This window comes from Corallococcus sp. bb12-1 (assembly GCF_026626765.1).
GTDB classification, from domain to species: domain Bacteria; phylum Myxococcota; class Myxococcia; order Myxococcales; family Myxococcaceae; genus Corallococcus; species Corallococcus terminator.
In genome coordinates this window covers 207444-227050 of record NZ_JAPNJZ010000033.1, presented here as the reverse complement: position 1 = coordinate 227050, position 19607 = coordinate 207444, and the positions used below count along the sequence as shown (strand labels likewise).

Genomic DNA, 19607 nt, shown 5'->3' with positions numbered 1-19607 from the left:
AGAACACTCGGTGCGTGCCGGACAGCGGGTTGTCCACGGCCTCCTCCACGTCGAACGCGCGCGTCTGCAGCCCCGCGCGCGCGCCCACGTAGCCCTGCTGGGGCCGCGTGGTGCCGAAGCGGAAGTAGAAGCGGTACAGCGCCTGCGCTGTGAAGGCGGTGTCGGTGGCCGTCACCTCGCGCACCGGCGTCTGGCCCCCGTCTCCGGTGAGCGTCACGTCCGACGAGGAGAAGCCGCGCTGCGCGCCCAGTTGCAGGCCCAGCCCGCGCAACACCGACGAATCACTCCGCGCCAGGGGCAGCAACTCCAGCTCCAACGCCAGCCCCAGGTACGGCTGCGACGAGGAGAAGTCGGACGTGTCCCCGACCTGCTCATCTTCCGGAAGCCGCTCGAACGCGCCGCAGCCGTCCACGCCCGGCCGCGCGCAGTAGCGCCGCCACGTCGCGGTCAGCGCCAGGTTCAACCGCAGCCAGGTGGGTGCCCCCACCTCCGGCTCCACGGCCGAGCCCTTCCCGGCGTCCAGCTTCAGCGACAGCGACGCCGGAGTCCGCTGGGAAGCGGGTCGGAAGGCAGTCGGGTCCAGCGGTCCAGAGGCCGCCGCGGTCGGAGCCGCCAGGGCTCCGACGAGGGCCAGGGTCCACAGCAGCCCCGAAGGGACCCTCGCGCTTCCGGTGGTCGTCATGCCCGGTCAGGTTCACCCAGGCCGGATGCGAAGTCCAGGCTCGGCGCTCAAGCGTTCATCGCGTGCCCCACGTTCGCGGACGTGGGCACGTGGGAAGGCTCCAGGTTCAGGGAAGGCGAGGAGTCCTCCTGCACGTTGGGGGACGGCTGCGCCTCCTGCGCCCGACCCAGGAAGTCGCGCCGGTAGATGCGCACCATGGCCATGAAGATGGACGCGATGAGCGGGCCCACCAGCAGGCCCATCATCCCGAACACCGCCAGCCCACCGAACATCGACAGGAAGACGAGCAGCGGGTGCAGCGCCATGCGCGAGCCGCACAGCCGGGGCCGGATGACGTTGTCGATGCTGCCCACCAGGAAGGTGCCCCAGGCGAGCAGGAACACGCCCTCGCTCACCCGGTTCGCCGCGATGAGGATGACGCCAATGGGGCCCCAGACGAGCGCCGTGCCACCCACCGGCACCAGCGCCACCAGCACCATCGCCGCGCCCCACACCCCGGCGTGCGGCACCCCGGCGATGAGCAGGCCCAGGAAGCCCACCGCGCCCTGCACCAGCGCGGTGAGGGTGTTGCCGTAGATGATGGCGTACGCGACGTCGGTGAACTCGTGCGAGAAGGCGTCGAAGTAGCGGCGCTCCAGCGGCAGCAGCTTCGCCACCTCGTTCACCAGACGACGGCCGTCCAGGAAGAAGTAGTACATGGCCACCGTCATCAGGAACATGTTGACGATGAGCTCCGTGCCGGCGCCCACCACGTCCGCGAGCAGCCCCGCGCCGCCCGACACCACCGTCATCAGCAGGCGCTCCGTCTCCGAGCTCTCCGGGTCGAAGCGTACGTAGCGGCTCAGGCCCCGGGGCAGCGACGCGAGCAGGTGGTGGCGCAGGTCCACCTGATCCAACAGGTCCTGCGCCTGGCCGACGAACTGGAGGACTTCCCGGGCCACCATCCAGCCCACCAGCGCCAGCGGGGCCAGGATGAGCAGGAACACCGTGAGGGTGGACAGACCGGCCACCAGGGACTTGCGGCCCCGGAGCCGTTGGCTCAAGGAGTCCTGGATGGGCATGAAGAGCACCACCAGGAAGCCGCCCAGCAGCACCGGCATCATGAACGGCAGCAGGATGCGTGAAAACAGAATCAACGCGACGGCGAAGAGCCCCGCGAAGATGAAATTGGACCACCGCTTCGTATCGCCCGCCGTCACCGCCCCACCCCGTCCCCCAGAACCACTGCACGCAACGTAGGAACGGCATTTCCCACCTGGAAGCCCGCCCCACCCCTCCGGAGATTCCCACCCATGACTACTGGACGTTTCCTCCCCCTGGCGGCCGTCACGACGGCCCTGGTGAGCAGCACCCTCCTCATGCTCGCGCCCGCCTGCGGCGACGAAGGCACCCCGCTGGACTGCGCGGAGAACTGCGCCCCGGTGGAGGGCAGCTACCCCCTGGCCTTCCCGAATGACGCAGGCCTTCCGCCCGAGTGCGTCAGCCTGAACGTGCCCCCCCTGCCGAACGGCAAGGACCTGGTGCTCAACCGCGACGGAGGCACCCTCACCGGCTCATTGGACGGGCTGGCCCTCAAGGGGAAGGTGCAGGCGACAGGGAGCCTGAGCCTGACGGGGACGCCGCCGCCCAGCAGCGATGGCGGGCTGACGACCTTCCTGAGCCTCAACGCGTCCTTCACCGGAGGGACGGCGGAAAGCGGAGCCGCAGGAAGCCTGACGGGGAACTTCACCGGCAACTACTCACGCATCCAGGGCAACCTCAGCCAGCGTTGCACTGTGACACGCCCCTTCACGGCGACCCGGCGGTGAGCCAGGGCCGCCGGGAGCGGCGCCCAGGGCGATGACTACTTCTTCTTGCCTTCGGCGGCGGCGACCTTGGCGGCGGCCTTCTGCTTCTTGACCCGCTTCTTGTGATGCTGACGGATCTTCATCTGCACGCGGCGGTGCTTGCTCTTGCTGTTGGCCATGTGGGTGGCTCCTGGGGCTCCGGAATGGAGTAAAGGGGGTCTTACCTATCAGAAGCCTACCGGCCCCCGGAAGAGGAACCCTCGGGGTCGGCGGTGCCCGGGGGGACATTTCCTCCGGATTCCGGTCCGGAAGGGCCTTCCGGGTCGCCGTCGGGCTCGTTCGGGGCGGGACGGGTGGGGAATGGGATGCCCTCCGCGCCGCGCACGTTGGTGGGCAGGGCGGACGACACCGTCACCTCCCCCTCCCGGTCCTCGTCGCTGGGGCGCTCCTTGGAGGCCGGCGCGCTCGTCTGGTGGGGGCGCTTCTTCACCGAGGCGAAGATGGGCCGGCAGGCGTCCACGAAGCGGCGGACCTCGTCCAGGGGCAGCGCGGGGGAGTAGTTGTCGTTCACGCCCGTCATCGGCGTGGCCATGCACATGGCGTTGAGGATGGCCTCTTCGGTGGCCTCCATCACCGCCTCGTAGAGGGGGTCCAGACGCTGATCCAGGAGGATCTTCATCTTGTAGACCATCTTCTGCGTGCGCCTGGGGATGATGTTCGCGGTGGAGAAGCCCACGACGATCTCTCCGGAGCCGTGCGCCGCGTAGCTGCCCACCCGCCCGATGCCCAGGCCCACGCGCTTGCAGAGGCGGTTGATCTGATGGCTCAACAGGGGCGCGTCGGTGGCGACCACGGCGATGATGGAGCCGTAGGACTTGCCGCGGTGGGGGGTGTTCTTGAACTTCTCCGCCAGCACCTCGCCCACCGGCAGGCCGCCCACGCGCAGGTTGTGCATCTTGCCGAAGTTGGACATGACGAGCACGCCCAACGTGTAGCCACCCAGCACCTCCGGCAGCTTGCGCGACGACGTGCCGATGCCGCCCTTGAAGTCGCACGTCACCATGCCAGTGCCGCCGCCGACGTTGCCCTCGCGCACCGGGCCGGTGGCCGCGTTGTTGATGGCCTCCAGGACGTGCTCCTGCCGCACGTGGCGGCCGGAGATGTCGTTGAGCCACGAATCGTCGCACTCGCCCACCACGGGGATGATGACGTCGTGCTCGTCGCCGATGCCCGGGTAGCGCTGCACGAGGTAGCGGGCCACGCCGTCGGACACCGCGCCCACGGCCATGGTGTTGGTGAGCAGGATGGGCGTTTCGATGAGCCCCCACTCCATGAGTTGCGTCATGCCGGAGACTTCGCCCGCGCCGTTGAGCACGAAGCCGCCCCCGCTCATGCGGTCCATGAAGATGTTGCCCAGGTTGGGCAGGATGGCCGTGACGCCCGTGCGCACCGGACCGTGGCCGGGTTTCAACGGGCCCGCACCCTGGATGATGGTGGAGTGCCCTACGAGCACGCCTTCCACGTCGGTGATGGCGTTGTACTTGCCCGTCTTGAAGCGCCCCAGCGGGAGTCCCAGCTCCCGCGCCCGGACCCTCGGCCCCGTTTCTTCCGGTATCCGCACCATGGAACCGACCGTACCCGACAATCTCCGACGGTCAACCCCGCTTCCCTACCGACTGTCGCTGTTTCCGCCCGCTCCCGGGTGCGCGAGCCCTGAGATCAGCAGCCGCGTCTGCACGACGGCGAGCGCCTCCGCGGCCTCCAGGCCCTTCACGGCTTCATCCAACTGCCGGTCCACGAACAGCGACGCGAGCCCATGCACCAGCGACCACGCGGTGAGCGTCAGGGCCCGTGGATCGCCAGCCCGCAGCAGCCCCGCCGCCTGCCCGGAGGCGATGCCACGCACCAGCAGGGCGAAGGCGTCCTCCTCCCCTGGCGGGCTCTCCGGCTTCAGCGGGTGCCGGAAGTGCGGCCCGAACATCACCCGGAAGTGCGGCGGGTGGCGCACCGCGAAGAGGACGTAGGCCACGCCCGCCGCGCTCAGTTGATCCAGGGGCCCCGGGGGTGCCGTGGCCATGCGCTCGCGCATCTCGCGCGCCATGGTGCGGAAGCCTTCAATCGCCACCGCCTCCAGCAACGCCTCCTTGTCGGTGAAGTGCCGGTAGGGCGCCGCGTGCGTGACGCCTGCCCGCCGGGCCACCTCCCGGAGCGTCAACGCGCCGAAGCCCTCCTCGGAGATGAGCGCCACCGCCGCGTCCACCAGCGCCTGGCGCAGATCCCCATGGTGGTAGCGCGCCTTCTCCGCCGGCGGCTCCTTCGGCGTCTGCTTCAGGGTCCGCTTGCTCCGGGTCGCCACCGTCCGTGCCTCCTCACCGTTTCGCGTTCACGACCTAACCATCCAGGGCACGAAGTTACCAGCGTCAACATCCATGTTGACAGCGACAACATGCGATGTTTACTGTGTCTACATCCTGAAGGGACACGGGGGTGTCCCCGGCCTTCCACACGCATCAGGAAGAAGGGTTTTGCGCCATGACGACCGCGATGAAGCAGACGACGTCCTCGACGGCACCGGGCTGGCTCCGGGGCTTCCGCACGCTTCCCCGCCAGCACGGCTTCGAACCGCTGCGGGTGGAGGGTCAGGTGCCTGAAGGGCTGCGGGGCTCGCTGTACCGGGTGGGGCCCTGGACGTTCGAAGTGCACGGCCGGCCGTACCAGCACTGGTTCGACGGGGACGGTGGGATGCTGGGCGTGCGCTTCGGACCGGACGGCGTGAAGGGCGCGGCGCGGCTCCTGGAGACGCCCTCCATGCTGGCCGAGCGCCAGGCGAGCACGCAGCGCTACGGCGCCTACGGCACGCCCACGCCGCTGTGGCACAAGCTGCGCAACGCCCAGAAGAACTCGGCCAACACGTCGGTGATGGCGTGGAACGGCAAGCTGTACGCGCTCTTCGAGGCCGACAAGCCGGTGGAGGTGTCGATGGAGGACCTGTCCACCGTGCGCGAATCGGACCTGGAGGGCGTGGTGGCGGGTAGCTTCTCCGCGCACCCGCACCGCGTGCCGTCGCGCAAGACGTCCTACAACTTCGGCATCAGCTACGGCCGGGAGACGAAGGCGGAGTTGTACGCGCTGCCGGACGGGGGCAAGGCGCGGCGGATGGGAGAGGTGACGCTGCCGGGCGCGACGATGGTGCACGACTTCATCGCCACGGACCGCTACCTCGTCTTCTTCCTGGCGCCGCTGCGGCTCAACATCTTCCGCATGCTGCTGCGGATGGGTTCGTACTCGGAGAACCTGCGGTGGCGGCCGGACGCGGGCGCGGAGGTGTTGGTGGTGCCCATCGACGACGTGGCGCACCCGGTGCGCATCCCCGCGGAGGCGTTCTACCTGTGGCATTTCGCCAACGCGTACGAGCAGGGCGACACGCTGGTGGTGGACTACGTGCACTACCCCGACTTCACGACGAACCAGTGGCTGGGGGACCTGCTGCGCGGCGGCAACGGCACCCCGGCCCAGGGCATGCTGCACCGGGCGGTGGTGGACGTGAAGGCAGGCACCTTCCGCACGGAGCAACGCTCGGACGTGAGCTGCGAGTTCCCCCGCGTGGCCCCTGGCGTGGTGGGCCGGGCGCACCAGACGGTGTACCTGGGCGGGCACTCCTCCCTGGAGGCCCGGAAGGGCGCGTTCGACGCGGTCATGCGCTACGACGTGGCGACGGGCCGCATGACGCAGGCCGCGCTGGGCGAGAGCCAGTACCCCTCCGAGCCCGTCTTCGTCCCCCGCTCCGGAGGCAGCGCGGAGGACGACGGGTGGCTGATCGCGCAGGTCTACGACGCGAAGGCGGATGCGTCCCACGTCGCGGTGCTGGACGCGCAGCGGCTGGAGGATGGACCCGTGGCGCGGTGCCACTTCGACCACGCCCTGCCGCCCACGTTCCACGGCGGCTTCGCGCCCGCCTGAGCGCCCTGCCCCGCGACCGCCCCGGTCCTTGAATTTTCCATATCCATGAGAATGGCTTTCATCCAGACGTAGTCCGGCCCTCCCTGTTTTCCTCGCCATTTCATACTAAATGGCGAGACTTGAAGACGCGGAGGCAGGCCATGAAACAGCAGCGACGCAGTGCGCGTGCAGGGCTCCTGGCGGTGGTGGGACTCGCGGTGGCGCTCGTGGGGTGTCAGCCCCCGGCGCAGACGGACCCGAACCTGGCGTCGCTGCGGCAGGACGCGACGAACGTGCCCGGGCTCTACGTCGTGTTCAACCAGCCGGACAACACGGCCACGCGCGACTACCGCATCAAGGATGAGCTCGTCCGGCTCATCGACAACAGCCCGAAGGGTTCCTACATCCGCATCGCGATGTTCTTGTGGACGACGGACCACCTGAACGCGGCCATCAAGGCCGCGCTGTGCCGGGGCGTCATCGTGCGGCTGGTGGTGGACGAGCAGAACGGCGGCGCGGCCTCCGAGTTCGCCTCCGGCGGCGTCATCCACGACATCAGCAGCCACGTCCCTCCGGCGGCGACGTGCCCGGACGCGACGCGGCTGGAGCTGACCCGGTGCAACGGCACGGGGGCGGGCAGCGCGTGCATCGCGGGCTTCGACCGTGAAGGCACCATCATGCACGACAAGATCTTCACCTTCTCCACCACCACGGATCCCCAGGGCAATCGCATCCAGCGCGTCGTGGTGCAGGGCTCGTGGAACAACACCTACTCCCAGAACAACTACTGGAACGACATGGTCGTCGGCTACGAGGACTGGGACTGGTACGACTCCTGGGTCGGCTACCACAACGACCTGCGTGGCGGGACGAAGACGACGGACTACTACAACCCCACGTCGGGCCAGGGCTACTACAGCTCCCCCAACGCCCCGTGGACGGCCTACTTCTTCCCTCGCACGGGCAATGACAACGAGCTGTCGTCCGACACCGTGACGAACAACTTCACGGACTACGTGAAGTCAGCGTCGCCGGGCTGCACGCTGGACGTGAACCAGAACCACTTCAACGACAGCCGCATCATCGTGGCCACGGAGCTGCTGCGCATCGCGAAGCTGGGCTGCAAGGTGCGCGTGCTCTACACGGACATGGACGCGGGCGTCCGCTCCAAGCTGGGCGGCTCGTCCAACATCACCGTGCGCCAGCTCTATGACGTCTCCGCCAACAACGTGAAGACGGGCGACGGTACGCCCCGGGAGGTGCTCACCCACAGCAAGCACTTCGTCTATTCGGGGAACTTCAACGGGACGGTGCGCAAGATGGTGCTGACGGGTTCGCACAACCTGTCGAAGAACTCGCTGCGCTACAACGACGAGAACTTCGTGAAGTACTACTCCGACACGCTGTGGCAGGCCTTCCACGACAACTTCGAGAAGGGCTGGACGCAGGCGCTCAGCGACGGCTGAGCGAGGCCCTGGAGAAGGCAGGGGAAGCAGGCCCCCTGCCCTCGTCTGCCTTCAGCGGCGCTAGGACTTCAGATCAGGGCGCACGGGCTGCTCCCCGGGGGCCGGGTTGCCATTGCCATGGGCCTGGGAGGACGCTGCTGCTGCGGCGGACGCTGCCGCGGCGGCGTTGGCCTGCGCCGTCTGCTCCTCGATGCGCTGCACCACCTTGTTGAGCGGCGGCGTGGGACCGGGCGGGTGCTCCGTCTGGGCCCGGCGCGCCTCGCGCTCCTTGTAGCGGCGGATGGCCGGCGCCATGATTTCGCCAATCAGCGTCCGGTAGTCCATGCCAGAGCCCTGCGCGATGAGCACCAGGTCGCTCCAGCCGGGCGTGAGGCCGGGCAGCGGGTTGCACTCGATGAAGTAGATGCGCCCCTTGTCATCCATGCGGAAGTCGATGCGCGCCACGTCGCGGCATCCCAGCGCCATGAACGAATTGCGCGCCGCCGTGCGCAGCTTCTCCAGCAGCGACGGCTCCAGCTTCGCGGGCGCGTCGTAGCGGATGCGGTCCGTCCAATCCAGCTTGTGCTGGAAGCTGTAGACGGGGTTCTTCTCCGCCTTGTCCAGGAAGACGATCTCCATGGGCGGCAGCACGCGCGGACGCCGCTCGCCGAGCAGGCCCACCGTGAACTCGCGCCCACCGATGTACTCTTCAATCAGCGCGGGCTGCTGGTACTTGCCGGCGATCTCCTTCACCACGTCGCGCAGCTCCGCTTCGGAGTAGCAGACGCTCTTGGTGACGACGCCCTTGGAGCTGCCTTCCGCCACCGGCTTCACGATGAGCGGAAAGCCGGTGAACTCCTTGTTCAGCCGCTCCTTGCCCGTGACCATCAACTGGAAGTTGGGCGTGAGGATGCCCGCCTGACGGACGATCTTCTTCGCCAGCGCCTTGTCCAACGCCAGCGACAGCGTCGCCGGATCAGAGCCCGTGTACGGGATGTCCAACAGCTCCAGCATCGCGGGCACCTGGCTCTCGCGATTGCGGCCCTTGAACCCTTCGGCGATGTTGAAGACGATGTCCAACGGCGTGCTGGAAAGCACCGTGGGCAACTCCGCCGTGGCCTCCAGGTCGATGACCTCGTGGCCCCACGACGCGATGGCCTCGCGGATGGCCTGGAGCGTGTTGGGCGAGTCGTACTCCGCCTCGCTGTCCTCCACCGTCTCGCCCGTGGCCGTGGCGCTGGGCTTCACGCGCTTCACGTTGAAGGCGAAGCCCACCCGCAGCGGCCCCGACTTGCGCGCGGGCTTGCCCTGGCGCCGCGAGGAGTCGCGGATCTTGTAGCGCTTGGCCGCGCTCTGGATGATGGAGTTGATCACCCCGTCCAGGTGCAGCCCCTCCAGCTCCGCCGCGGAGTAGATGCCCGCGCCCGGCTCCAGGCTGGGCAGCGCGTTGATCTCCAGGAAGTACGGCACGCCCGCGTCGGAGAGGCGGAAGTCCAGGCGTCCCAGGTCGCGGCAGTCCAGCACCTGGAGGATCTTCTGCGCCATCTTGCGCACGTCCTCCGCCATCTTCGGCGGGATGTCCGCCGGGGCACGCACCGTCACGGCCTTCTCGCGCCGCGTCTTCAGGTCGTAGTCGTAGATGGCGTACTTGCGCCCGGCGGAGACCTCCGGGTCGATGACGTACTCCACCGGCGCCAGCACGCCGTCGTAGTCGTTGTCCACCGCGGCCAGGAACGGAACGGTGAGGTCGCGGCCGCGGATGTACTCCTCCACCAGCACGCCCGCCGGATACTTCTCCAGCGCCCTGGCCACCTTCTCGCGCGCCTGCTCCAGCGTCTCCGCGACGGAGTCCTGGGTGATGCCCTTGGAGGAGCCTTCGAAGTTGGGCTTCACGATGACGGGGAAGTGCAGGCCCTCCACCGCCAGCTCACTGAGCTTCTCCACGTACTGCCAGCCCGGCGTGCGGATGCCGTGCTTGGAGAGGATGAGCTTGGTGAGCTGCTTGTCCAGCGTCAGCGCCAGCGCGTACGCATCCGAGCCCGTGTACGCGAACCCCAGCTCGTCGAAGAGCGCGGGGTAGAACGCCTCGCGGAAGCGGCCCCGGCGGCCCTCGGCCGTGTTGAAGATGAGGTCGGGGCTGTAGGCCTCCAGGCGGGCCACGGTGCGCGACGCGGGACCGCTCACCTCGAAGCGCTCCAGGCGGTGCCCGAGTCGCTCGATGGCTCCCGCCAGCGTGTTCACCGTCTCCTGCGTGTCGAACTCCGCCTCTTCTTCCGTGTCCGACAGACGCAGGTTGTAGGTCAGCGCGATGCGCATGGCTTACTCCGTATCCCTTTCCTGAATGCCTTGGCGCGGCGCACCTTCGCCGCGGACATCAAACGGCCCGGAGCGCGTGCCGCCGCCACCGGCGTGCGGGCTGCAACCGTCGCGCCCGCCACAACCTTCCCGTCCACCACCTGCGTCTGCGCCCACGTGTCACCCAGTCGCAGGCCCAGCGGATCTCTCAGCACCCGCCACGCCTCCACGCCGCCAATCACCACGAAGCCCGCCGCCGCGGCCACCAGACCGTGCGGCGCGGGCATCATCCCCAGCAGCACCACCAGCGCGAGCGGCGCGTTTCGCAGCGTGCTGTCCCGGTGCCGCGCGGCCGACCGCGTGGGCAGGTGCATCACCTTCACGCCGAAGATGCGCTTGCCCACGCTCTGCCCCTGGAGCATCCCGTCCGCGAGCAGCAGGAACAGCAGCGCCACCACCGCGCCCGCCGCGCCGCAGACGACGTACAGTCCCCAGGCCGTCAGGCAGTCCACCACGCGCGCGCCCAGGCGCAATAGCAGGGACGCCTTCGGATACGGCGAGTCCGGCTGCGCGTCCTCCTGCACCAGCCGCAGCACGCGGCCCGTGCCCCGGTCCGTGGCCATCAAGCTGCGTTCGGGAGCGGCGCTCACTCTTCCGGCTCCAGCGTGAGGCCCTCTTCGCGGGCTTCCGGTTCATCCAGCCCGGCCAGGCGCGCCAGCCGCTCGTGCGCGGACAGCGGGTGGACGAAGGGCACCACCGTCTGGGATTGCTCGTCGGCGTGGCTTGCGTATCCGGCCGCGAGTCGCGCGGTGGGGCTGCCCGTTTCGGACAACCGCTGCAGCCGTTCGCGCGCGCCCGCCTCGTCGTGCTGCGCGGCCTCTCCTTCGCGGGTGAAGAAGATGAAGGCCATGGCCGGGCGCTTGGAGGATTCGCGCATCGCGAACTGCACGCCGTCCAGGTTCCAGCCCTTGCCGGTCCACTCGTTCAAGGTGCGCTCCAGCGCTCCCTCGTCCACCGTGGACAGCTCCACCACTTTGTACTGCAACGGACCGGGAGCCCGCACCACGGGGGTGCGGCCTTGGCCCGGGCGTTTGCCCGCGCGCGAACCCTTGCGGGTGGCGGGGGCGCGTCGAGGCGGAGGCTTCGCGGTTCTGCGTCCGGGCCGCTTCTTCTGGGTGGGCATCGTGTGGGGACCATTTGGGCGCAAGCGGCGGAGCCAATCAAGCTCTCCGCCACGATGTCGCGCCCGGCGTGTTGCCTAGAGGAGTTTGGCCGCTTCCAGGGCGTGGTAGGTGATGACCAGGTCGGCCCCGGCGCGCTTGATGGACGTGAGGACCTCCATCATCACGCGCTCGTAGTCCAGCCACCCGTTCTGGCCGGCGGCCTTGAGCATCGCGTACTCGCCGGAGACGTTGTACGCGGCGAGCGGCAGGTCGAAGTTCTCGCGCAGCGCGCGGATGACGTCCAGGTACGACAGGGCGGGCTTCACCATGATGAAGTCGGCGCCCTCCTCCACGTCCAGCGCCGTCTCGCGGATGGCTTCGCGCACGTTGCCCGGGTCCATCTGGTAGCCGCGCCGGTCGCCGAACTTCATCGTGCTCTGCGCGGCCTCACGGAACGGACCGTAGAAGCCAGAGGCGTACTTGGCCGAGTACGCCATGATGGGCGTGTCGGTGAGCTTCACCTCGTCCAGGGCCTTGCGGATGGCGCCGATGCGGCCGTCCATCATGTCCGACGGGGCGACGATGTCCGCGCCCGCCTGCGCGCACGTGACGGCCATCTGCGCGAGCAGTGGCAGGGTGGCGTCGTTGGCCACATGCTGACCATCCAGGACGCCGCAGTGGCCATGGTCGGTGTATTCGCACAGGCACACGTCCGCGATGACCTGGAGGTCCGGCACCGCCGCCTTGATCTCCTGGATGGCGCGCTGGACGATGCCGTCGCGCGCGTAGGCCTGCGTGCCTTCCGCGTCCTTGTGGTCCGGGATGCCGAAGAGGATGACGGACGGCACGCCCAGCGACTTCGCGTGCTTCGCCTCCTGGACGGCGTGCTCCACCGACAGGTTGAAGACCCCCGGCATGGAGGACACGGGGCGGCGGATGTCCCGGCCTTCGACGACGAACAGCGGGTAGATGAAGTCCGTGGGAGAGAGACGCGTCTCTCTCACCATGTCACGGAGGGCCGCGGAGCGGCGCAGCCGGCGGGGGCGGTGGACGGGGTGGGCCATGGGTCGCCGGTATAAACCGCCCGGCCGCGCGCTTCACCCCTTCCCTCGCATCCACCTGCCTGCTCAGCCAGCGACGGGGCGCCAGCTCTGCTGCTGGCGGCGGCTGTCGCGCGCCATGCGGTCGGCCCGCCGGTGGGCGAGGTCCGCCTCGTACAGCGCCCGCGCATAGCGCACCCGAGCCGCCTCGGTCCCGCTGGCCAAATCCTGCTCGGCCGCCTCCAGTTCGCGGCGTGCGTCCTGAAGCTGCTGCTCGGTTCCGTTCGTCCACGTCATGCCAGTGACTCCCTGAAGGTGTGCCGCGTGATTGCCGCGTGTCCCCCTGAAGGCTTGCAGGGCGCGGACCAAGGACACCGTTGGAGCCCCCAGAAACGCAACGCCCTGGAACGACGGGGTGTCGCGGCGCGCCACGGCCTGGGAGGGTGCGCAAGGTGTTTCCCAGCGACGCGAATAGGCGGACGCGGGCGGATGGAAAGTTTCAGGCCCGCTCGCCCCTCCCCCGCGTACGAGTTGGAGGCAATCGTCGCCCTCGTGGGTCGTCTACAGTCGCAACCGTGACGACTCCCCCTCCCGCCCTCGAAGTGCAGGGCCTGCGAAAGACCTATCACCGCGCGTTCGGCCGCGGCGGCCACGAGGCCCTCCGGGGCATGGATCTGGTCGTCCCGGCGGGCAGTGCCTTCGGGCTGATTGGCCCCAACGGCGCGGGCAAGACGACCTTCATCAAGAGCGTGCTCGGCATCGTGAGGCCCACCGCGGGCACGGTGCGGGTGCTGGGCGGCTCCCCGGAGGATCCGGCCATCCGCGCGCGCATCGGGTATCTGCCGGAGCGGCTGCACCTGCCCGGCACGTGGAAGTCGCCTGCGTTCCTGGCCACCGTGTCGCGGCTCAAGGGGCTGAAGCCGGATGCGCCAGGGCTGCTGCGCCTGCTGGAGCGCGTGGGGCTGTCGGACGCGGTGGACCGGCGCATCGGCGGGTATTCGAAGGGCATGCGGCAGCGGCTGGGGCTGGCGGCGGCGCTCTTGGGAGACCCGGCGCTGCTGGTGCTGGACGAGCCCACGGACGGCATCGATCCCATGGGCCGGCTGGAGGTGCGCCGCATCCTCCAGGAGGAGGTGCGCCGGGGCGTGACGCTGTTCCTCAACTCGCACCTGCTGGCGGAGACCGAACGGGTGTGCGACCGGGTGGCCATCCTCGCGGACGGGCGCGTGCTGCGCGAAGGCCGGCTGGAGGACCTGGCGCGCGGCGGGGCCCGGTGGCGCGTGCGCTTCGCGCCCGGTGCACCGGCCTCCGCCCTGGAGGCCGCGGGCTTCGTGCTGGTGGGTGGTCCCGCTTCGGAGTCGGCAGGAGCGCCGGGCCTTCTGGTTGAAGGCGCCCAGGCGGAAGGGGTTTACGTGGTGGACGCGGCGGATGTGACGGTGCTCAACGTGGCGTTGGACCGGGCGCGGGCTTCCGGCGCGCTGCTGGTGGACCTGCGGCGCGAGGGCGCGGATCTGGAAGCGGTGTTGCTGGGCGCGGTGGGCAGCCCGGGGGTGGCGGCATGAATCCCGTCTTCGTCATCGCGGGGTACGTGCTGCGCGAGGCGGCGTCGCGCAAGTTCATCCTGGCGTTCATGGTGGGGCTCACGCTGGTGCTGGCCACCGTGGCGCTCAGCCTCAAGCTGGAGGTCGTGGACGGAGCGCTCGCGGCGACGCGGCTCTTCGGCAACGTGGTGCGCGCCAACATCGTGTCCGTGGACGTGGCGCTGCGGCCCATCTTCCGCGCGGCGGCCTACCTGGTGTTCTACGGCGGCATCCTCTTCGGCATCGTGGCGTGTTCGGACTTCGCGCCGGGCCTGTTGTCGCCCGGCCGCATCGAACACCTGCTCGCCCTGCCCTTGCAGCGCTGGCACCTGTTGGCGGGCACCTTCCTGGGCGTGATGACGCTGGCCGTGGGCGGCACGGTGTACGCGGCGGGTGGGCTGACGCTCATCTTCGGGGTGAAGACGGGGTACTGGACGGTGGGGCCGCTCGTCGCGGGGGGCCTGGCGTGCGTGGGGTTCGCGGCGGTGTACGCGGTGATGTTGACCACGGCCACGCTGGTGCGCAGCGCGGCGCTGTGTTCGGCGGCGGGCTTCGTGCTGCTGGTGGGCGGCATCCTGGCGGGGTTCCGCGCGGACGTGTCGCGGTACCTGGAGGCGGGGGTCGGCCGCGCGTCCTTCGACGCGGTGACGCTGGTGCTGCCCCGGCTGTCGGCGCTGGCCGTCGGAGCGGCGGACCTCGCGAGCAACACCCCGCTCCTGCCGGGTTCATTGGGGATGTTGCTGGGCGGCGTGCTGGTGTTCGGACTGGGAGCGCTCGCGGTGGGCTTCTGGCACTTCGAAGGAAAGGACTGCTGAGCATGGATTCGCGCAGGCGCAGGAAGGTGTGGCTGGGCGGGGCCTTGCTGCTGTTCGCGGTGGCCGCGGTGATGATGTTCTGGGGACAGGGAGACTCCGGCCCGCCCCCGGCCCCGGAGGTGAACTTCCCCTCGCGGATGCGCGGCCCGGACTTCGAGCGCGCGGAGAAACGCCGCACCTGGGTGATGCCCACGCTGGACGCGGGCGTGGCGCAGGCCCCCGCGAAGCCGCGCGACCCGCTGCTCGCGGCCCTGCCACGCGGCCCCGGACGCACGGCGGTGGTCATCGAGGCGAACGCCCTGCGGCACTCGCCCCTGGGTGAGCTGCTGATGGACTGCCTGATGCGCGACGGCGGCAAGAACCTGGAGCAGTTCAAGGCCCTGAGCGGCGTGGATCCGTTCCAGGACCTGGACCGCATGGTCATCACCGACGAGGGCCTCATCCTCTCCGGCGACTTCAGCAAGGCGCACTATCAGGAGCTCCTGGGCGAACGCGTGTCGTCGGACCACGGGCCGGGAGCGCGCGTGTACGAAGCGGGCGACACGGCCATGCCCCTGCCGGACGGCGGCACGCGGCGCGGACGGATGGACAACGCGGTGGGCACCTGGAACAACCAGATGCTGGTGGTGGGCCGCAACCCGGACGAGGTGAAGACGGTGCTGGACCGCATGGACGGGCGCGGGACGGAGGAAGGGCCGCCGCTGCTCGACGAGAACAGCACCTACGGAGAGATGTACGGCGTGCTCGCGGTCTCGCAGATCGCGAAGCTGCTGGGCCCGGGGCAGCAGGAGCTGGCGCAGCGCCTGATGGACGTGGCGCAGAACGTGGAGCTGCACCTGGACACCAGCGGCGATGTCGCCATGGTGGCCAACGTGAGCGGCCTGGACGCGGACAAGATGACCGACCTGGGCAAGTCGCTGGGCGGCATGCTGTCCATGGCGCGGATGAAGGCCCAGTCGGAGGGCAACACGGACCTGGCGCAGCTGCTGGACTTCGCGAAGGTGCGGCCAGACGGCACGTCCTTCAAGCTGGAGCTGGCGGTGCCCCTGGAGGCCATCCAGGAGCAGCTCGCCTGGTGCCGCGAGGAGCGCAAGACGGCGGAGAACGCGCAGCCCACGCCGTAGCGGACAGGTCCCCGAGCGCGCTTTCAGCGGACGGAGCGCGTCTCGCGGGCCTTCGGACGGCCCAGCTGCGGACGCCAGCCGAGCACCACGCGGGCATACGGCGTGGGCCCTGCTCCCAACCCCTGGATGTTCAGGTTGTCGCGCTGGCGGTCGAGCAGCGCGAGGTCATTGATGAGCGACAGTCCCACCGCGGAGCTCAGCCACAGGTCCTGGCCCAGGTGGACGTTGACGGTGGGCGCGACCCGCACGGTCGTCTCGCGCAGGTAGGACGCGCCCAGACCCTGGGCCTCCGGCTCGAAGCGGGTGCGGAGCACCTGCTGTTCGAAGCCGCCCACGAGTCCCAGCTCCACCGTGTCGCCCAGCTTATGCAGCAGCGTGAGCTTGGGCAGGCCCACCTCGAGAATCCAGGGGCCCCGGCGGTAGTTCAGGCTGGCCATGGGCAGCACGGGAAACAGGTCGAAGGGAAACAGCGCCACCAGGCCGAACGTCACCGAGAAGCCGGGCTCTTCCCCCAGTTGGTGGTTGGCCATGGCGAAGGCCACCCAGGTGGTGTCCAGGCCCAGGTCGAAGGACGACTTGAAGTCCGTGCGGGTGCTGCCCATCACCCCGGCGATCAGCAGCCAGCGCGGCACCACGGGACGGATGAGCGTCAGGCCCAGTTGGATGCGGTGGAAGCTGCGCCCCACGTCATCGTCGCCCGACCCGGCGAATCCCTGGGGCGGTGCCTGCACGCCCAGCCACCTCATCTCGTAGCCCAGCGAAGGCAGCAGGTACGTGCGGCCCAGCACGATGGGGGGCAGTGGAACGCGCAGGTCCAGCTGCCGTCGCCGTTGGAGCTGGAGGCCACCTGCGTCCAGCGTGCCGCCCCCTGACTCGCCGTACGCCACATAGAGCCGGTCCGACTGCGTCTGGGCCAGGGCCGGGGCGCTGAAGAGCACCAGGGCAAGCGCCAACCCGTCCATCCAGGACAAGGCCATTCGTCGTGAGCCCACGCGCATCACGTCCTGCTTTCGGATGAGACAGGGGACTCCCGGTCCGAGCCCCAGGGCGGGCACTCTACGCCAGGACCGTTCCGCGCAAGGAGCGGGATGCGCCAGGACAGCGCCTTCCGCTCCCTGCGGAACCTTCCCGTCAGTTCGTCATGGTGTACCGGTCACCCGCGAGGACGGTGGTGTCCACGCCCTTCTCCGGCACCTCGACGCGGTACTGCCCGCGGAACAGTTGGAACATCCGGTTGCCCGGCTGCGAAATGCCATTCTGGGTCGCCCAGGAAAGCGCCCCCAGGTTGCTCGTGGTGCCGCGGTACCAGGCGATGCTGCCGACCTCGTCGGTGATCTCCAGGTAGTAGCGGCCGGGCTTCATCGAGGCGAAGTTCATCGGCACGTCCGAGTTGTCCACCACGTTCTTGAAGGTCTGCTGGGCCATGAGCTTCCACCCCTCTCCGTTGTCGCGGAGCAGCTTCGCGGTGAAGCCCGAAGTGCTGGAGACATAGGTGCCGATGTGCAGCGTCGCCCGGTCGAACGGCTGGGTGGTGTCGAAGACCTGTCCCAGCGTTCCGTTCAGCGCGTCCGCCACGTCTCCCATTCCCTGGCTGAGCAGCACGCTCTGCGGCGCGTCCACCACGCGGAACGCGAAGTCACCCGTCAACGAGGTGCCCCCCTGGGAGGCCGAACCCCACACGGTGGAGGAAGGATCGCGCCACCACGCCAGGCTGCCCGAGGGGTCTCGAACCGTCAGCTGGTACATCAGCCCCGTCCCCTGGGGCGGCACGGCCATGTAGACCCAGGCATTGTCCTGCACGTCCGTCAGACGCCGGGTCACCACGGGCGACCAGGCCAGCCCGTTGTTGGAGGACGACTCCAGCGACAGCGTGAACGCCTTGCCATCCACGCCGTAGGTGCCCACCTGGACTCCCACTTCATTGAAGGGCCCTACGCCCAGGAAGGTCTGCATCAAGAGCGAGGTGCCCACGTTCGTCGCCTCGATGACTTCGGACTGGTGTTCAACGAGCTGGCCCCGGCTTACCCGGATGGTGCGCGACGAGCCCCGGTAGTCCACGCCCGCCGTCGAGGCGGAGATGAGCGCCGTCGGCAACTCCGGCGCGACGTGCAGCCCCTGGAGGTCCGCGCTGACGCCCATGAAGCCATACAGCAGCGGAAGGACGGCCAGGCCTGACTCGGAAAACTCACCGTTGACCCCCACTTCCCCGTTGAGCTCACCGAAGCTGTTCTGATGCCAGAGCGGGCCACTGCACCAGAGGAAGCCGTCGCAGAACGCCAGCGAGTTCGGGTCCCGCGTCATCCGCGTGAGCATGCGCTGGTACTTCGTCAACGCATCATCGGCATGGCGGTAACGCAGCCGCGCCATGATGTCGTAATAGGCCACCCACAGGAACGTTCCGCCGTTCTGGAAGTGCGAACCGAAGCGGCGGGGGTCAATCTCCGTGTATTCCGGAGTCAGCGGATCCGGATCCGGGTTGGACCAGAAATCCCACTCCGTCGTCACCACGGGAGACGTGTTGGCCCGCGGCGCGAAGACACTCTGGTACGCGGAGGTGCTCCCGATGTGGGCACCGCGCTCGGTCGGACTGACGGGAGCATCCAGCCAGGCCAGGACGCGCTCCGCATCCGCGGGAGTGGGCAGGCCGCGGACCAATGCCGGCAGGTTGACGTAGGTGTATCCCGCATCGTGCCGCACGTCGTTCACGTCGCGCCAGCCCGCGTAGCGGTTGCCCGTCCAGAGCTCGGCGCGGTACTGCGCGGGGAAGGTCGCGGCGCGGTTGCGGTAGGTCAGGGCCTTGGTGGCATTACCCGCCGCCTCCTCCAGGTCTCCCATGGCCAACAACGCCGAATAGAAGGACGCATTCACGAGGCCGTCCTTATGGCCCGAGCGGATCTGATCCATGTAGGTGCTCGGCCGCCCGAAGGCGTCACCCTGGTTTTCGAGCCCCGGAGTGATGAGCAGGCCCGAAGCTCCCTGCATGGTCCCCAGCAGGTACTGGTCCATGACGATCTCCGCGCGCGGGAGCATGGTCGTCAGGAAGGTCGCGTCACGGGTCCAGAGGTAGAGCAGGTGGATGCCATTGATGTAGGCCGGCACCTGATCGTAGTGGAAGGATCCCACCCGCTCGTGGGCCCGCTTGCACCGGGGCGATGGAGTGGGATTCTGCGGCGTCACGCAGTCATCCGGCCAGCGCTCCTTCCAGGACAACACGTCCCCGGTCGGCTGCCAGGACCACACGTACCCTGTCGGCTGGTCGAGCGACGGGCTCGGGTTCGCCGGGGTCGTCACCCCGTTGACGAGCGAGCCCTGGACGAACCCCACCACCGTGTTGCGAGCATTGTAATCGTTGGTCCAGGCGAACTTCAGCGCATCCCACTCATTCCAGGCCGTGTTCGCCCCATACGACGAGTTGCTCCGCGTCCCAGAGAGCGTCGTTCCGGTCAGGTGCCAGCCCAACCCATAGATGTTCCAGAACTCATTGGCCGGGCTGGTGATGGAGTGGGAGGACGTTTGAAAGGGGTCCGTGGCGAAGGCAGACGTCGACGCCGTCAGGCTCACGGCCAGGACAAGACTTGTAGCACGTTTCAATTGAATCCCTGCGTTCCGGGAATAGACACAACAGCTGCCCTCCCCAATGGGCGGCTGGGCAGTTCTGCCATTGCCTTGCTTGACGAGTCAACGCCCGGCCGGCGAATCACAGACGCGTCAGACCTCACCCGTCCGACGCAACGGAT

The 19607-nt window shown here is 68.9% G+C and carries 18 protein-coding genes; 6 read left to right on the top strand and 12 right to left on the bottom strand.

The window, feature by feature from the left end; genetic code table 11:
- Both OV208_RS39190 and OV208_RS39185 read right to left on the bottom strand, forming a co-directional pair.
- A partial coding sequence (locus OV208_RS39190; protein WP_267579076.1) for a hypothetical protein occupies positions 1-682 on the bottom strand: 682 nt, incomplete at its 3' end.
- A 47-nt stretch (positions 683-729) separates the two neighbouring features.
- Positions 730-1881, bottom strand: coding sequence for an AI-2E family transporter (locus OV208_RS39185; protein ID WP_267579075.1), 1152 nt, complete (start codon positions 1879-1881; stop codon positions 730-732).
- A 93-nt stretch (positions 1882-1974) separates the two neighbouring features.
- Between OV208_RS39185 and OV208_RS39180 the strand changes: the two genes are divergently transcribed.
- A complete protein-coding gene (locus OV208_RS39180) occupies positions 1975-2490 on the top strand; it encodes a hypothetical protein (protein ID WP_267579074.1) in 516 nt (171 codons plus the stop codon).
- A gap of 35 nt (positions 2491-2525) precedes the next feature.
- Here OV208_RS39180 and OV208_RS39175 read toward each other — a convergent pair whose 3' ends face one another.
- Genes OV208_RS39175 through OV208_RS39165 form a run of 3 tightly spaced genes read right to left on the bottom strand, consistent with a single transcriptional unit; the run spans position 2526 to position 4825 of the window.
- Positions 2526-2648, bottom strand: coding sequence for an aminopeptidase (locus tag OV208_RS39175; RefSeq protein WP_267579073.1), 123 nt, complete (start codon positions 2646-2648; stop codon positions 2526-2528).
- 56 nt (positions 2649-2704) lie between these two features.
- Positions 2705-4093: a P1 family peptidase gene (locus OV208_RS39170; protein ID WP_267579072.1), complete on the bottom strand. Its 1389-nt coding sequence runs from the start codon at positions 4091-4093 to the stop codon at positions 2705-2707.
- 45 nt (positions 4094-4138) lie between these two features.
- Positions 4139-4825 (bottom strand): TetR/AcrR family transcriptional regulator, encoded by a 687-nt coding sequence (locus OV208_RS39165; RefSeq protein ID WP_267579071.1) that lies wholly within the window; start codon positions 4823-4825, stop codon positions 4139-4141.
- Positions 4826-5001: 176 nt separating this feature from the next.
- On the opposite strand from OV208_RS39165, the gene OV208_RS39160 reads away from it, so the two are divergent.
- Positions 5002-6429, top strand: a complete 1428-nt coding sequence (locus OV208_RS39160) for a carotenoid oxygenase family protein (RefSeq protein ID WP_267579070.1) — start codon at positions 5002-5004, stop codon at positions 6427-6429.
- A 140-nt stretch (positions 6430-6569) separates the two neighbouring features.
- Positions 6570-7874 carry a phospholipase D-like domain-containing protein gene (locus tag OV208_RS39155; RefSeq protein ID WP_267579069.1) on the top strand — a complete coding sequence of 435 codons (1305 nt, stop codon included), beginning with the start codon at positions 6570-6572 and terminating at the stop codon, positions 7872-7874.
- Between the two features lie 60 nt (positions 7875-7934).
- Here the strand turns inward: OV208_RS39155 and OV208_RS39150 are convergent, their stop codons facing one another.
- The 5 genes from OV208_RS39150 to OV208_RS39130 all read right to left on the bottom strand — a co-directional run bounded on the left by OV208_RS39150 (position 7935) and on the right by OV208_RS39130 (position 12648).
- Positions 7935-10169 (bottom strand): D-alanine--D-alanine ligase family protein, encoded by a 2235-nt coding sequence (locus OV208_RS39150; protein WP_267579068.1) that lies wholly within the window; start codon positions 10167-10169, stop codon positions 7935-7937.
- Positions 10154-10771, bottom strand: coding sequence for an RDD family protein (locus OV208_RS39145; protein ID WP_267579087.1), 618 nt, complete (start codon positions 10769-10771; stop codon positions 10154-10156). The genes OV208_RS39150 and OV208_RS39145 overlap by 16 nt, the downstream gene beginning before the upstream one ends.
- Positions 10772-10794: 23 nt before the next feature.
- A complete protein-coding gene (locus OV208_RS39140) occupies positions 10795-11214 on the bottom strand; it encodes a hypothetical protein (protein ID WP_267579067.1) in 420 nt (139 codons plus the stop codon).
- Positions 11215-11406: 192 nt separating this feature from the next.
- On the bottom strand, positions 11407-12375 hold the full coding sequence (hemB, locus tag OV208_RS39135; RefSeq protein ID WP_267579066.1) for a porphobilinogen synthase: 969 nt from the start codon (positions 12373-12375) through the stop codon (positions 11407-11409).
- A gap of 63 nt (positions 12376-12438) precedes the next feature.
- Positions 12439-12648, bottom strand: coding sequence for a hypothetical protein (locus tag OV208_RS39130; protein ID WP_267579065.1), 210 nt, complete (start codon positions 12646-12648; stop codon positions 12439-12441).
- Between the two features lie 278 nt (positions 12649-12926).
- Between OV208_RS39130 and OV208_RS39125 the strand changes: the two genes are divergently transcribed.
- The 3 genes from OV208_RS39125 to OV208_RS39115 are packed head-to-tail and all read left to right on the top strand — an operon-like array spanning position 12927 to position 15870.
- Positions 12927-13913 (top strand): ABC transporter ATP-binding protein, encoded by a 987-nt coding sequence (locus OV208_RS39125; protein ID WP_267579064.1) that lies wholly within the window; start codon positions 12927-12929, stop codon positions 13911-13913.
- Complete coding sequence (locus OV208_RS39120; RefSeq protein WP_267579063.1) at positions 13910-14746, top strand: hypothetical protein; 837 nt, start codon at positions 13910-13912, stop codon at positions 14744-14746. The genes OV208_RS39125 and OV208_RS39120 overlap by 4 nt, the downstream gene beginning before the upstream one ends.
- Positions 14747-14748: 2 nt before the next feature.
- The gene (locus tag OV208_RS39115; protein WP_267579062.1) at positions 14749-15870 is read left to right on the top strand and encodes a hypothetical protein; all 1122 of its coding nucleotides are present in this window, start codon (positions 14749-14751) and stop codon (positions 15868-15870) included.
- A 23-nt stretch (positions 15871-15893) separates the two neighbouring features.
- Here the strand turns inward: OV208_RS39115 and OV208_RS39110 are convergent, their stop codons facing one another.
- On the bottom strand, positions 15894-16847 hold the full coding sequence (locus OV208_RS39110) for a DUF6268 family outer membrane beta-barrel protein (protein ID WP_267579061.1): 954 nt from the start codon (positions 16845-16847) through the stop codon (positions 15894-15896).
- A gap of 154 nt (positions 16848-17001) precedes the next feature.
- Entirely contained in the window at positions 17002-19431 is a 2430-nt protein-coding gene (locus OV208_RS39105) for a hypothetical protein (protein ID WP_267579060.1), read from the bottom strand.
- Between the last annotated feature and the right edge of the window lie 176 nt (positions 19432-19607).

Excerpts from the sequence above, each read along its gene's own strand:
- OV208_RS39115 (WP_267579062.1), top strand. The coding sequence starts at position 14,749 with ATGGATTCGCGCAGGCGCAGGAAGGTGTGGCTGGGCGGGGCCTTGCTG.
- OV208_RS39155 (WP_267579069.1), top strand. The coding sequence starts at position 6,570 with ATGAAACAGCAGCGACGCAGTGCGCGTGCAGGGCTCCTGGCGGTGGTG.
- hemB (WP_267579066.1), bottom strand. The coding sequence starts at position 12,375 with ATGGCCCACCCCGTCCACCGCCCCCGCCGGCTGCGCCGCTCCGCGGCC.
- OV208_RS39160 (WP_267579070.1), top strand. The coding sequence starts at position 5,002 with ATGACGACCGCGATGAAGCAGACGACGTCCTCGACGGCACCGGGCTGG.
- OV208_RS39145 (WP_267579087.1), bottom strand. The coding sequence starts at position 10,771 with ATGGCCACGGACCGGGGCACGGGCCGCGTGCTGCGGCTGGTGCAGGAG.
- OV208_RS39180 (WP_267579074.1), top strand. The coding sequence starts at position 1,975 with ATGACTACTGGACGTTTCCTCCCCCTGGCGGCCGTCACGACGGCCCTG.
- OV208_RS39150 (WP_267579068.1), bottom strand. The coding sequence starts at position 10,169 with ATGCGCATCGCGCTGACCTACAACCTGCGTCTGTCGGACACGGAAGAA.
- OV208_RS39175 (WP_267579073.1), bottom strand. The coding sequence starts at position 2,648 with ATGGCCAACAGCAAGAGCAAGCACCGCCGCGTGCAGATGAAGATCCGT.
- OV208_RS39130 (WP_267579065.1), bottom strand. The coding sequence starts at position 12,648 with ATGACGTGGACGAACGGAACCGAGCAGCAGCTTCAGGACGCACGCCGC.
- OV208_RS39170 (WP_267579072.1), bottom strand. The coding sequence starts at position 4,093 with ATGGTGCGGATACCGGAAGAAACGGGGCCGAGGGTCCGGGCGCGGGAG.
- OV208_RS39120 (WP_267579063.1), top strand. The coding sequence starts at position 13,910 with ATGAATCCCGTCTTCGTCATCGCGGGGTACGTGCTGCGCGAGGCGGCG.
- OV208_RS39110 (WP_267579061.1), bottom strand. The coding sequence starts at position 16,847 with ATGGCCTTGTCCTGGATGGACGGGTTGGCGCTTGCCCTGGTGCTCTTC.